Origin of the sequence: Pedobacter sp. Leaf170 (assembly GCF_920984665.1) — a bacterium.
GTDB lineage: Bacteria > Bacteroidota > Bacteroidia > Sphingobacteriales > Sphingobacteriaceae > Pedobacter.
Map to the genome: position 1 here is coordinate 38,387 of NZ_CAKLBP010000009.1, position 13,668 is coordinate 52,054.

15 protein-coding genes are annotated in these 13,668 nt (G+C 33.1%); 9 read left to right on the top strand and 6 right to left on the bottom strand.

Going from position 1 to position 13,668, the window contains the following annotated elements; all coding sequences use genetic code 11:
* Positions 1-211 precede the first annotated feature (211 nt).
* The 4 genes from rpmH to tsaB all read left to right on the top strand — a co-directional run bounded on the left by rpmH (position 212) and on the right by tsaB (position 1,796).
* Entirely contained in the window at positions 212-370 is a 159-nt protein-coding gene (rpmH, locus tag LUA90_RS18020) for a 50S ribosomal protein L34 (RefSeq protein WP_010601723.1), read from the top strand.
* A gap of 66 nt (positions 371-436) precedes the next feature.
* Entirely contained in the window at positions 437-835 is a 399-nt protein-coding gene (locus LUA90_RS18025) for a ribonuclease P protein component (RefSeq protein ID WP_231491970.1), read from the top strand.
* Positions 819-1,049 carry a membrane protein insertion efficiency factor YidD gene (yidD, locus tag LUA90_RS18030; protein WP_231459886.1) on the top strand — a complete coding sequence of 77 codons (231 nt, stop codon included), beginning with the start codon at positions 819-821 and terminating at the stop codon, positions 1,047-1,049. Before LUA90_RS18025 ends, yidD begins: the two co-directional genes overlap by 17 nt.
* A gap of 60 nt (positions 1,050-1,109) precedes the next feature.
* Positions 1,110-1,796, top strand: coding sequence for a tRNA (adenosine(37)-N6)-threonylcarbamoyltransferase complex dimerization subunit type 1 TsaB (gene tsaB / locus LUA90_RS18035; RefSeq protein ID WP_231491971.1), 687 nt, complete (start codon positions 1,110-1,112; stop codon positions 1,794-1,796).
* A 1-nt stretch (position 1,797) separates the two neighbouring features.
* On the opposite strand, the gene LUA90_RS18040 is transcribed toward tsaB, so the two are convergent.
* Together LUA90_RS18040 and LUA90_RS18045 are read right to left on the bottom strand one after the other, a co-directional pair.
* Positions 1,798-3,204 (bottom strand): DUF5723 family protein, encoded by a 1,407-nt coding sequence (locus LUA90_RS18040; RefSeq protein WP_231491972.1) that lies wholly within the window; start codon positions 3,202-3,204, stop codon positions 1,798-1,800.
* Between the two features lie 26 nt (positions 3,205-3,230).
* Entirely contained in the window at positions 3,231-4,799 is a 1,569-nt protein-coding gene (locus LUA90_RS18045) for a hypothetical protein (RefSeq protein ID WP_231491974.1), read from the bottom strand.
* A gap of 91 nt (positions 4,800-4,890) precedes the next feature.
* Here LUA90_RS18045 and LUA90_RS18050 point away from each other — a divergent pair, with 91 nt between their 5' ends.
* A complete protein-coding gene (locus LUA90_RS18050; RefSeq protein ID WP_231459882.1) occupies positions 4,891-5,277 on the top strand; it encodes a DUF423 domain-containing protein in 387 nt (128 codons plus the stop codon).
* Positions 5,277-7,757, top strand: a complete 2,481-nt coding sequence (priA, locus tag LUA90_RS18055; protein ID WP_231491976.1) for a primosomal protein N' — start codon at positions 5,277-5,279, stop codon at positions 7,755-7,757. Before LUA90_RS18050 ends, priA begins: the two co-directional genes overlap by 1 nt.
* Here the strand turns inward: priA and LUA90_RS18060 are convergent.
* Positions 7,754-8,434, bottom strand: a complete 681-nt coding sequence (locus LUA90_RS18060) for a hypothetical protein (protein WP_231459880.1) — start codon at positions 8,432-8,434, stop codon at positions 7,754-7,756. The genes priA and LUA90_RS18060 overlap by 4 nt on opposite strands.
* 213 nt (positions 8,435-8,647) lie before the next feature.
* On the opposite strand from LUA90_RS18060, the gene LUA90_RS18065 reads away from it, so the two are divergent.
* Positions 8,648-9,304, top strand: a complete 657-nt coding sequence (locus LUA90_RS18065; RefSeq protein WP_231491978.1) for a protein-L-isoaspartate(D-aspartate) O-methyltransferase — start codon at positions 8,648-8,650, stop codon at positions 9,302-9,304.
* A 129-nt stretch (positions 9,305-9,433) separates the two neighbouring features.
* Here LUA90_RS18065 and smpB read toward each other — a convergent pair whose 3' ends face one another.
* Positions 9,434-9,883, bottom strand: a complete 450-nt coding sequence (smpB, locus tag LUA90_RS18070; protein WP_231459878.1) for an SsrA-binding protein SmpB — start codon at positions 9,881-9,883, stop codon at positions 9,434-9,436.
* A gap of 179 nt (positions 9,884-10,062) precedes the next feature.
* Here smpB and LUA90_RS18075 point away from each other — a divergent pair, with 179 nt between their 5' ends.
* Positions 10,063-10,539, top strand: coding sequence for a redoxin domain-containing protein (locus LUA90_RS18075; RefSeq protein ID WP_231491980.1), 477 nt, complete (start codon positions 10,063-10,065; stop codon positions 10,537-10,539).
* Here the strand turns inward: LUA90_RS18075 and LUA90_RS18080 are convergent.
* Positions 10,529-12,391, bottom strand: coding sequence for an Nramp family divalent metal transporter (locus tag LUA90_RS18080; RefSeq protein ID WP_231491981.1), 1,863 nt, complete (start codon positions 12,389-12,391; stop codon positions 10,529-10,531). The two genes, LUA90_RS18075 and LUA90_RS18080, sit on opposite strands and share 11 nt — an antisense overlap.
* Entirely contained in the window at positions 12,378-13,040 is a 663-nt protein-coding gene (locus tag LUA90_RS18085) for a metal-dependent transcriptional regulator (RefSeq protein ID WP_231491982.1), read from the bottom strand. The genes LUA90_RS18080 and LUA90_RS18085 overlap by 14 nt, the downstream gene beginning before the upstream one ends.
* Before the next feature lie 125 nt (positions 13,041-13,165).
* Here LUA90_RS18085 and LUA90_RS18090 point away from each other — a divergent pair, with 125 nt between their 5' ends.
* Positions 13,166-13,636, top strand: coding sequence for an Lrp/AsnC family transcriptional regulator (locus LUA90_RS18090; protein WP_231459874.1), 471 nt, complete (start codon positions 13,166-13,168; stop codon positions 13,634-13,636).
* Positions 13,637-13,668 lie beyond the last annotated feature (32 nt).

The window sequence follows — 13,668 nt, forward strand, 5'->3', positions numbered from 1 at the left end:
TAGAAGCACAAACAGTTTTAATATAAACCCGACTTTAGCGAGAAAGCCCCGATTTTCTCGGGCTTGAAGCGTAGGCGGGACCAGATTTTAGATAGAATTACTACATTTGCTTTTAAAAGAGAAAAATAATACTTAAACAGACTTGCATTTATAAATGAATACTTTTATATTTGCACCTCTTAATTTTAAATTAATAAGATAATATACAGTCATGAAAAGAACATACCAACCTTCGCAAAGAAAGAGAAGAAACAAACACGGCTTCCGCGAAAGAATGGCAACAGCTAACGGCAGACGAGTATTAGCATCACGTCGTGCTAAAGGAAGAAAAAGATTAACAGTTTCAGACGAACGTAAGCATAAAGCATAATTTTTGATTGCTTTTCTGTAGCATCAGAAAAGGCAGATCAAATCTGCAATCATCAATCAAAAAAATATGTATACATTCAGAAAAGAAGAACGGTTATGCAGCAGGAAACATTTAGAACTGCTGTTTAAAAACGGTTCTTCTTTTTTATTATATCCTTTTCGGGTTTCCTATATTTTTATAGAAGAAAAATCAGAAATTCCTGTACAGGTGGTTATTAATGTACCCAAGAAACGGTACAAAAGAGCTGTAGACCGCAATCTTTTAAAACGCCGCATCCGCGAAGCTTATCGATTAAACAAATTAGAAAAGTTTTATGCTTTTTTACCAGAGGATAGAGGTTTGCTTTTATTTTCACTCCAATTTGTTGGTAAGGATAAATATGAATTTTCTTTTATAGAGAAAAAATTAATTTCTACCTTTAAGAGATTTCACACCTTAATTAATCCTAATGAAGCTAATAAATAAGGTATTTGGCTGGTTTTTTTTAGGGTTGATAAAAATTTATCAATATGCAATATCGCCAATGTTGGGTGCTAATTGCAGGTTCACGCCAACATGTTCGCAATATGGAATAGAAGCGATAAAAAAACATGGTCCATTTAAGGGCGGTTGGATGGCTTTAAAGCGTATCAGTCGCTGTCATCCATGGGGCGCTCATGGTCATGATCCAGTTCCTTAAATATATTCTACGTATCCATTTTCCATCTCAAATTTTCCATTTCTTTAATATCTTTGCGCAATGGCTAAAATACTTCAAATTGAAACGGCTACTTCTGTTTGTTCTGTTGCAATTTCTATCAATGGTGAAACAAAATTTATTAAAGAAGAAATTGGACAGAATTTGCATGCTAGTAAACTTACCTTATTTATTGATGAGGTAATGAAAACCGCCGGCTTGAGCTATGCTGATTTAGATGCAATAGCGATTAGTAAAGGGCCAGGCTCTTATACAGGTTTAAGGATAGGTGTTTCAACCGCAAAAGGTTTATGCTACGCTTTAGGTAAACCACTTATTGCTATTGAAACCTTAAAGATGATGGCCGCAGGATTTATAACTCAAAGCCCTGAATACAGAGGCTTAGTTTGCCCGATGATAGACGCCAGAAGGATGGAGGTTTACACATCTGTTTTCGACATTAAGTTAAATATTGTAGAAGAAACTTCAGCAAAAATTATCGATGAAAACAGCTTTGAAACCTACTTATCAAATCAAATTATAACATTTATAGGTGATGGTTCTTCTAAATGTTCAGCAACATTAACGGCCAGCAATGCAAAGTTTGTAAATCATAACTTTAATTCTGCTGCAAATATGTCTCAATTAGCCTATAACCAATTTAAATCTAAAAGCTTTGAGGATGTTGCTTATTTCGAGCCTTTTTATTTGAAAGATTTTGTTCTAACTCAACCAAAAAAGAAGGTTTAGATTATTTCTTTCTAAAGATTGAAAATAAATTTCTGAAGAAACTTCCGCCTTCATTATCATTTATTCCAGGCATAACATCACTAAATTGTGGATGATTTACGGTGTTCCCGAATTTAATACCCAGGCCCATATAAAAAGAAGCCCCGTTAGCGCCAGTTCCAATGGTCGCATCGCGTTTTATTAATCCCTTAGCTGTAATTGCGGTAGAAATTAGGTTATCTGTACCCATAAATAATTCAAAATTTGGCGTTTGATACTTCCCTTGCAGGCCAACCATGAAAATATTGTTTAAATTATATAAGGGAATAACGCTACCTGATAAGTTATTATAATTAAATGTATTTATAAAAGCCACATCACCACCACGGTAAAATAAATTTTTAGAAACTGCAATTGCCGGTTTGTAAAAACTGTAGGTTTTTGATAGATAAACATCTGCTTTAGCATTTGTTAAAGCTGTAAATTTGTCTGGCTGCTCTGATAATTCAAAAATATCTCTAATCTTTTTATTTGTGTAACTCTGACCTTGGCTAAGATCGATAGTTTCTACTGCATTAACCACAGTTCTATGTGTATTACTTCGCCACCAAATGAAACCTAAATCTTTAACATTTGCCATTAAAAATAAGCCCTTCTTTGTTGTGTAATTTGTGCTAAAACCCAATGAAACGCCAGGGTTTTTAAATGTTGGTATAAAAGTTTTCTTATTGATTTTGTTTTGGTCGTTAAAGTTTGCAGAATATGCTCCCGCTAAGCCAATATCTAAAAGGTTATTGTCTGCATCTATTCTAAGGTACGAATCTGAAATATCTAAATCATTGTAAACAATACCACTTAATACACTTGCCTTAATACCAAAAGCTAATCGTTTATTATAGTTTTCGCGATAGGTGAAACTAAATTGATGATAAGATTGCTGGTAACCATCCGTATCAAAAATACCTTTTAATGTTTGGTTTTGAGGAAAACGGCGGTAAGAATCAAAAACGGCTAAAGTTTCGTTTGTATAGTTTATATGTGCATCAGAGCGGATTTGCCAGGCAAAGCCCATTTCTTTTTGATATTTATAAGATTGAAATATACGCAAAGTAAGCACATACATGTTGCTGTTTTCATAAAAATGATTTATCTCTCCGGTACCTAAGGGTAAATCTCTGGTATCATTAATACGTTCATTTATTAATCTCCTCACTACGGTTTCAGAGGTGCCAACATTTGCACTATTTATGCCAAAATAGGGTAAGAAAAAGTTAGAAGAAAACTTTCTTGATGAATCCAAAACAAAGGATTTTTGAGAAGGATTTTCAAATGCATCAAACATAGTTTTGGTGCCAAAAAGCCCATATTGCTGACTGAAAGATGTTTGGTAAAATGTAATTAAGGCTATTGCAAGTAAAAGTTTCTTCATGTAAATGTATGCTTGGCTATGCTTTATTAACGGTTGCGTAATGTGTCTGGTATTTCAGATTGTAAATATTTGTTTAATAACAAGTTAGTTATAAACTTGTTTCCATCGGCACTCATTTGGTAGTAAAATGTATCAAAACTTTTTAAACCACTATCTGCACGTAAGTGCTTATAATAGGGTGATAAAACATTCTCTTTAAATATATCTTTTGAGTTATTTGTATTGATGAAAAAGCTCAGATTTGAGGTGGTGGAAACTAAATTCATTGCATCTAAATACGAAGCCTCATTAATTAACAATTTATTGTTTTTGTAGCTGTTTAAAAATGCTTGTACAGTACTTGCATTGTTTGCAAAGACAAGGTTGTTATCGATAATTGTGTAATAAGGTCGGGCAAATTTTTTTAATGGTGTTCCGAAGAAAGCATATAAAACATCAGATTGCTTAAATATTTTAATCTCTTCGTTGTAATCTGCGCTAACATCCAATAAAAGTTGCTTCACTTTTTCTCCGTTTGATAAAGAAATTGCGCCTAATTTTTCAGCTGTGCTTAACTGAAAGCAAATAAATTGGTTTTTTGTGTAAGTATTAAAGATTGAATTTAAATCTACTCTGTAGTCACTTTTAACTTCGTCAATCGTTTTTGAAACTTTTTTTTCATCATCAAAATTTGTTTGCCAGGTAATTAACTTTTTTCTCCAATTCTCATAATTATCAAAGGCGTACAAATTGTAATTAGCAGTGTTTGATGGAAGTATGTTAGTGATGTAAATGGTTTGATTAGGTACTTTCTCGAATAATTTTAAATAGTTATCCGTTGATTTTAATTCGGTTGTACCGTTAAATAAGATTTTCTCTTTACTAAAATTATAATTTAATGAAGCATAGCTATTCTGCTTGTCAAAAATAGAAATCTCTCCATTTAATTTTCCGGCAATTATGTTTTGAAGCAACAATGGCGTTTTATTAAAGTTGATGTAGATTTGCCCCAGTACATTTTTATTGTAAGTGTTATTCTGCTTTATGTATTCTGTAAATGGGTTTTCCGCTAATCGAACTGCTGCATCAATAACCAGTTTTTTTGATGTTGATGCAGTAATAACCTGATTCTTTGTTCCAAAAAATATAGAAAGGCTATCGTTTAGTTTAATTTTAAAAACATCATTACCCTGGTCATCAATTAAATATTTTGATTTTAAAATAGTATAAATATTTTGCACCTTTTTATCAGGTTGCAATTGAACAGTTATCAAAAAATTGAGTTCCTTTTCTTCATCAGGCAGTATACTTAAATAAATTTCTTGGTTTGCAATTGAATTGTTCAGTGCGGCATCTTGAATAAAATATAATTTTAACGCTTTAAGTAAATTACTTTTTTGATTTCCAAGCACCTGCTGAATCAGGCTTTGTCCTTCGATGATTTGATAAAAACTTTTATCATTCTGAAAGGCGAATATTAAAGCTGCATTATTTGTAGCAGATTGTAGAGCAAGGTCTTTTTCGTTATTTTCTGTATTTAACTTAGAGAAATACAGGTAAGCCATAAAAGAAACCCCTGTAACTAATATAATTAAAATAACTAAGATTTTTTTCATGTGTTTGTGCAACAAATTTAAATTATTACATCCAATTGTACTAAGTTATTACTCATTTTATTAATTTAGCAATCCTTTTAAGCTAATTTATATGAATAAACGTATCATTCTTACTGCATCTTTTTTTGGCTTAATTGCTGTTTTATTTGGTGCTTTTGGTGCCCATGGATTAAAGGCTGTAGTTGATGCATATTCGTTAGAAATTTGGCAGAAAGGTGTTGAATATCAGTTTTATCACACTTTTGCACTTTTGTATTTATCAACTTTTGCAAGATATAGAAACAAGTTAATCAACATTGCATATTTTTGTTTTACTTTTGGTATTATCCTTTTCTCCGGATCTTTATATTTATTAGCAACCAGAAGCATTCTGCATATCTCCTTTGTTGATGTTATTGGTCCGATAACACCAATAGGGGGTTTATTATTTGCATTAGGCTGGATAATGTTATTCTTTGCCGCTATAAAAGATAAATAATGACTGTGTTTGAACCAGATATTTTTGCAGAAAGAGAAACACTTTTTGTTGAAGTGATTTTGCCTTTATCTTTAGCTAAAAATTATACTTATCGTATTCCATTCGATTTAAATGCACAAATTGAAATTGGTAAAAGAGTGGTTGTTCAATTTGGTAAGCATAAAATTTACACTGCTTTAATTAGCCAAATCACCAATACACCTCCAGCAGTTTACGAAGCAAAATATATAATCGATGTAGTAGATGCTGAGCCGGTTGTAACACCTTTACAATTGAAGTTCTGGCAATGGATGACAGATTACTATATGTGTAACGAAGGTGATGTAATGGCTGCTGCCTTGCCGGCGAGTTTAAAGTTGGCAAGTGAAACCATTTTAATTTTAAGGGATGATTATGATGAATCTACATCTGTAAACGAAAAAGAAGCAATAATTATTTCAACATTAAAAAAACAACAAAGACTAACGGTTAATGATGTTTCTAAATTGCTTGGTCAAAAAAGTGTTTATCCCATAATCAATCAACTGCTGGCAAAAGAACTCATATTTGTTGCCGAAGAGGTAATTCAAAAATACAAGCCTTTATTAAAATCATTCATTATCCTCAATGATTTTTACAATGATGAGGAAAACCTTAAACAACTTTTTGCATTGCTCGAAAGAGCGCCAAAGCAATTGGACGCGTTATTGGGCTACCTAAAATTAAATAAAGCAGGTTTACCCATAGCTAAAGAACAATTAATAGAGGAGAGCAATTGTGGTGCTGCAGCATTAAAAGCCCTTACGGATAAAGAAATTTTTACAGTTTTAAAAAGACCGGTAAGCAGATTAAATTCCAACGATGATGATTTTAGCATCAATTTTAACTTAAACGCAAGTCAACAAGCCGCTCTTAATAATATTACTGAGTCTTTTGAAGAAAAAGATGTAGTGTTGTTACATGGCGTTACTGCATCAGGTAAAACCCAGGTTTACATAAAGTTGATAGAGAATATCATTAACAATAGTAACGATCAGGTTTTATTTCTTTTGCCCGAAATTGCGCTTACCACACAAATTGTAGAAAGAATTAAACAATATTTTGGTAATTCAATTGGGGTTTATCACTCAAAATTTAATAATAATGAAAGAGTAGAAATTTGGAATAAAGTAAAGCATGGGGCATATAAAGTTGTTTTAGGTGCTCGTTCGGCCGTGTTTTTACCTTTTCAAAGTCTAAAACTTATTGTGGTTGATGAAGAACATGAACCATCTTACAAACAATACGACCCAGCTCCACGTTACCAGGCACGAGATTCGGCAATTTATCTGGCCCATCTACACGGTGCTAAAGTGGTTTTAGGTTCTGCTACACCATCTTTAGAGAGTTATTATAATGCGCTAAATGGAAAATATGGTTTGGTAGAAATGCATGAACGTTTTGGTGGTGTAAAACTTCCAAATCAACAGGTTGTTAGCATTTCTGAGGAAACGAAGAGAAAAACAATGGTTTCATATTTTTCCAGCGTACTTATAAAAGATATGGACTTAGCACTGAGTAAGAAAGAACAAATAGTGCTTTTTCAAAACAGACGAGGTTATGCAACTATATTAATTTGTGCAACTTGTGGTTACACACCAAAGTGTATTAACTGTGATGTAAGTTTAACTTATCATAAAAGTAGTGGGAAGTTGCATTGCCATTATTGTGGTTATCAGCAAAGTAGCGTTAATATTTGTCCGGCATGCGGTTCAGTGCATGTAGAGCAAAAAGGTTTTGGTACAGAACGTATTGAAGAAGAATTAAAGTTGCTCTATCCTGAAGTTACAATTGCCCGCCTGGATATGGACACAACGCGTACCAAAAATGGTTTGCAGCAAATTTTGAGCGATTTTCAGGATAAAAAAACTGATATTTTAATTGGTACTCAAATGGTTGCCAAAGGATTGGATTTTGATAATCTGAGTTTAATAGGCGTTATCAATGCTGATACATTACTTGGCTATCCTGATTTTAGGGCTTATGAAAGAAGTTTTCAATTGTTAGCACAAGTAGCCGGCAGAGCAGGTAGAAGGGCAGAGCAGGGCAATGTATGCATTCAAACTTATGATGCGGAAAACAGAATCATTAAGCAAGTTGTTGAAAACGATTATTTAGGCATGTATAATGATGAGATTGTAGAACGTGAAAAATTCTTATATCCTCCTTTTTCAAGAATGATTTTCCTTTATGTGAAGCACAAAGATTCTATGGTTTTAGATAAAGCTTCTTTTGTGCTTGCACAAACGCTGAAAGCTAAATTCGGCCCACGTGTTTTAGGTCCGGAGCAACCTTTGGTAAGCCGGGTAAGAAATCTCTACATTAAGCAAATCATTATCAAAGCAGATCGTAATACTGCAATAAATAAAGTCAAAGCGGTTTTAAGAGAAACTCTTACCCAGTTTAATGCTACAAAAGACTATAAGAGTGTAATCACTCAAATAGATGTAGACCCTTATTAGTTTTTGCTGTTGAAGTTAAATTGAATACCAGCTGAAACAGGATTTAATAGAAATTCCCATTTATTGTAGGTATTGATAGTTCTGCCAGCTAGGTTCGCTTGAGTAATATCCTGCTTTTCGTAAGAATAATTAAAATCCAAGCTGCTTTCTGCAAAAATGGCAAGGTTAGGTATAATGTTAATTTTTATACCCAGCGATGGGCTCATCACTAGTCCATTTTTCGTTGCATCTGCTGATTGATTGCTCGTAGCAACATTTGAATTTGCCGGGCTTAACATTCCTGTAAAACGATTTGAACGGTACCCCACATCAAAAGCAAAATAGGGTTGAATTCTGGAGTAATTGAAATTCTTTTCAAAACCTATTTTAAATGAATAATCAGTTACTTTTCCTTTAGCGATTTCGCATGTTTCACAAGTATTTTGAAAACTTACGTCTTTATCTCTAAAATAATTAGCGCTAATTCTGTAGCTGATTTGATTATCATTAAATTTTAACATTAAACCGTTGCCAACCATTTTTGTATAATCCTGAGCATTGGTTTGGTTTAATATTTTAGGTAACTGCATTAAGCTATAGCCCCTTACAGCAAGAGAATAATTAAAATCGGCACTTGTCTGTGCGTAAGTAGTAAAAGATGCGCATAAAATTAATATGCTTAATAGTCTTTTTTTCATCGAAGAGAGATAGATTCCTTAGTACGTATTGTAAGTTCAAAAGTAAAAATAATTATCAATTAACACGCTAATAATATTATTTAACCCCTTTTATATTGTAATTTAACATAATTTAAGCGCATTAAAAAATTAACTTTTGATTTACTGTTAGTTATAAAATGTTTAGAAATATTAAAACGTATCCCAACATAAAAACGCTACTTTTGAAACTTCATGGCCTATAAATTTGTTGATAATTACCGAGAAAGGGGTGCGAGAAAGAAGTTAGTTGAGTTACTAAAATCTCGTGGAATTGAAGATGAAAACGTACTTAAAGCAATTGGTAAAGTCCCACGTCATTTTTTCTTCGATGAAACATTCTGGAATCAGGCATATAAAGATATCGCCTTCCCAATTGGCGACGGACAAACCATTTCGCAACCTTATACCGTAGCTTACCAAAGTGAATTACTTCATATAAAAAAGGGTGATAAAGTGCTTGAAATTGGTACGGGTTCTGGTTATCAATCTTGTATTTTATTAGAGCTTGGTGCAAATTTGGTTACCATAGAACGCCAGGAAAATATTTACAACCGAACCATTCAAATTTTACCAGGAATGGGCTATCGCCCGAAATTTTATTGTGGCGATGGGTCTAAAGGAATTGCCGAAGAAGCACCTTATGATAAGATAATTGTGACAGCAGGAGCGCCTTTGGTGCCAGAAATTCTGCTTAAGCAATTAAAAGTTGGCGGTATATTGGTTATCCCAGTAGGAGATGAGCATAGCCAAAAAATGGTTACAGTTTTAAGAATGAGCGAAACGGATTATGAAAAAATTGTACTCGATACTTTTAGATTTGTTCCGTTGGTTTGCGACCAGGCTTGGTAAATTAGTTCATTAGTCATTGGTTCATTAGTAATTGGTTCAATAGTTTAATGGTGACATAAGTTTTAGAAATAAAGGTTAAATTCTTTGAAATATTGAGCTTAAACTATTATGAATGAACACGTGAACTAACTATACCTTCATTGCTCTGTCCATTTCCCTCTTTGAATCGCGGTCTTTAATACTATCTCTTTTGTCGAATTCTTTTTTACCCTGAGCTAAAGCGATCTCGATTTTAGCAAAACCCCTCTCATTTACAAAAATCCTTAAAGGAACAATGGTGTAACCTTTTTCTTCGCCCTTGGCTTTTAATTTTCTTATTTCTTTTTTCTGCAGAAGTAGGGCTCTATCTCTCTTTATATCATGATGATAAAATGAACTGTGGCTATACTCCGAAACATGCAAATTTCGAACATATAAATTGCCGCCAATAAACATGCAGAAAGCATCTGTCATATTAGCTTTACCTTGTCTTATCGCTTTTATTTCTGTACCTAAAAGGGCAATGCCGGCAACATATTTATCAATAATGTTGTAATCAAAATATGCTCTTTTATTTTTTATGTTTATATCGTTTTTCAAAATTGTATTTTATTAAAATCATCATTAAGCATAAGCTGAATAATGCTCGGGATGCAAATATCTTAAAATTTGTGCTATTATTTTCTTTTATATTATTGTAATGTTCTGCAAATGTAAAACTCAAAATATAATTGCTTTGTTCGCAAATAAAAAATTAAGTTTGAGTATATTTATTAGGTATGAAGTTTAAAAACATTCTTTTTGTAGCACTTATTTTGCTTGGATTTGGAGCAAATGCACAGCAGCCAGCATATTTACCACAGTTTAAATTTTTTAAGCTGGATGGTAAACCTTTCTCAAACGTAAATGTAAATCAAAAGAAAAAATCTTTATTTATTCTGTTTGATTGTACTTGCGAGCATTGCCAACGTGAAGCTACTGAATTGAACAAAGCCTATAATAAATTTAAAGATGTTAACATTTACATGGTAACTTTAGATGAATCGATTTCTATTCAGAAATTTTTTGGTACCTATGCACCAGGCTTAAATTTAAAGCCCAACGTTGTGGTATTACAAGATAAAAATCGAATTTTTATACCAACATTTTTACCTACAAAATACCCTGCAATGTATCTCTACGCACCAAATGGCAAGTTATTAGTTTTTGGCGACGGTGATGGTGGCATCAAAAAGATTATGAAATCTATCGGATAATCAAAACCGGTATATTTACACGGTGTCTTACGGCATCTACGGTGGTTCCAAAGATTAAATCTTTTAAGCCTTTATGTCCGTGAGCACCCATAACCAATAAATCAATATCATTTTTATTACTGATATCAGCAATTGCCTTAGCTGTGCCTCCAAAACCTATAAACGTGGTAGAATCGTAGCCTAAATCTGTAAGGTTAATTTTATACTTTTCCAGGTTTTCTGCATCGCTTTTAGTTTCATGATCCATTACTTTATCTCCATGGTAACGTGCTGCAGCAGTTTCTACAACATGAATTAAGTAGTATTGTGCATCTTTGCCGCCTTGAATTAATGCATGGCGAATCGTGTTTCTATCATTTGCAGAGAAATCTACAGCAATACCAATTCTTTGATAACTTATTTTGTCAATTTTACCAATATCTAAGGCTTCGCCATGGGGAACCATCTGTTTTTCATGATTTTTCTTATCAAGTAAAGGGTGGAAGAAAACATACAACAACAGCAAAACTGTTAAGGTTACAGCAGGTATAATTATTGCATAAACCCACCATTCGTTATTAACCTTTGTCCATCCACTTATTTCTTCGATAACAAGCTTAACGTTTAACGCTATAATTACTGCAGCACTGGTCCATGCTAAAATTTTTACCCAGGTTTTAATGGCAAAATCTTTCATCAGCTTCTTATCTGATGTAAAATGGATTAAAGGAATAATGGCAAAACCCAATTGCAAGCTTAACACAACCTGACTCAATACTAATAATCCTCCTAAAGCATCATCCCCGTAATGTAATATGGTGAAAAAGGCTGGTGCAATTGCTAAAAGTCTTGTTATCAATCTCCTTAACCATGGCTGAATACGTAAATTTATGTGCCCTTCCATTACAATTTGCCCAGCTAAGGTACCGGTTACTGTAGAACTTTGGCCGGCAGCTATTAAAGCAATTGCAAATAAGGTTGGTGCTATATTGCCAAAAATGTTGGATAATAATTTATGGGCGTCCTGAATTTCGGCAACTTCATGCAAACCATTTTTATAAAATGCAGCTGCAGCTAGAATTAATATGGCCGCGTTAACAAAAAATGCAAGGTTTAGTGCAACGGTTGTATCAATAAAATTAAATTTTAACGCTTCTTTTATCCCTTTATTGGTGCGTTCAATTTTTCTGGTTTGAACAAGTGATGAATGGAGATAAAGATTGTGTGGCATAACTGTAGCGCCAATTATTCCGATAGCGATGTAAAGTGCATCACCTCCTAAAACTGACGGCTCAAAACCTCTGGCAACTTCTTTTAGTGATGGTTCAACAATAAACATTTCTACTAAAAAAGAAATACCAACTATAAATACCATCGAAACGATAAAGCCTTCCATTGCTCGCATGCCCTTATTAAGCAAAAAAAGTAATAACAATGTATCGAATATAGTGATAGAAATTCCCCAAATTAAGGGCAAATCAAAAAGTAGCTGTAAACCTATTGCCATTCCGATAATTTCTGCCAAATCACAAGCAACTATTGCCGTTTGCGCAAGCATAAAAAGTGGAATATTTGCCCAACGTGGATAAGCATGTTTTGATGCCTGGGCTAAATCCAAACCTCTAACAATTCCTAACCTTGCGCTAAGCGATTGGAGTAATAGCGCAATTAAATTGGACATTAATAAAACCCAAATTAACTGATAGCCGAACTTACTTCCACCTGCTAAATCGGTAGCCCAGTTTCCGGGGTCCATGTAACCTACACTAATTAAATAAGCCGGGCCGATAAAAGACAATATCCGACGCCAACCCTTTCGTTTACTGGTATCTACACTTTGATGTACCTCGCTAAGCGATTCAGATTTTGCCATTGTTGCTAATTAGAATATGTTTTGCTACTTCTCTACTAATATTAATTTGTTTATCGTTTACCGAAATCTCGACAGAACCATCAAAATCTGTTATATCAGTAATTTGTATTTGCTTCCCTAGTGTTAGTCCCAATTTCTCTAAATATTTTAAAAACGGAGAGCTATGTTGACTAACACCGGTTATGGTTCCAGATTCGCCAATTTTTAGCTCTATCAATTTTATAAATTGAGTTTTAGCAAAAGTTCCGTTTTTATCGGGGATTGGATCGCCATGTGGGTCTGATTTTGGAAAACCTAAAAATTCATCTAAGCGCTCAATTAAATCTACAGATTTTATATGCTCCAGTTCCTCGGCAACATCATGAACTTCGTCCCACTTGAAATTTAATTTATCTACTAAAAACACTTCCCATAATCTGTGTTTCCTAACAATATTTACAGCAGCTTGTTTGCCTTTTTCGGTTAAAGTTACACCTTGATATTTTACATAATCTACAAGTTCTTTTTCTGCAAGCTTTTTGAGCATATCTGTAACCGAAGCTGGTTTAGTTTGAATTTGCTCTGCAATTGCATTCGTTTGAACATTTGTTGTTTTTTGAGCTAAATGATATATTACTTTTAAGTAATTTTCTTCAGTAAAACTTTGCATTTATGTTTGTCTAATTATATTTTTAGGTAAATCTAAAAAAAAATATTTAAAATATATATGATTAATTATGTTAAAATTTAGAATATAATTTGGTTATGTTTGTGATGTTATTACCTTAAACATTTATGGCATCAGAATTAGACAAAATTGATTTTAGGATTCTAAAGATTTTACAAGAGAATGGTAGAATCACAAATCTATTGTTATCTCAAGAAATTGGACTTTCTCCTGCACCAACATTAGAAAGGGTACGTAAATTGGAAATGGCTGGCTTCATCAAAAGCTATCATGCTTTGGTTGATGAAGAAAAGCTTGGTTTAGGGATTAAAACTTTCATTCAAATTCAGTTAGATTTTCATAAAAATAACACCATTCAAATATTTTTGGATGAGGTAAATCAAATTAAAGAAATCACTGAATGTCATCACGTTACCGGGCAAGCAGATTTTTTACTAAAGGTATATGTAAAAGATATTAAGGCTTATGAACGCTTAATTATGGATAAGATCAGTAAAATTTCGGTTGTAAAAACTTTCCAAACGATGATGATTATGTCTACAACCAAAAAAGAACCAATTGTGCCCTTGGAATATTAATTTTTAACATTTTATGCCTGAGTTAAATTTAA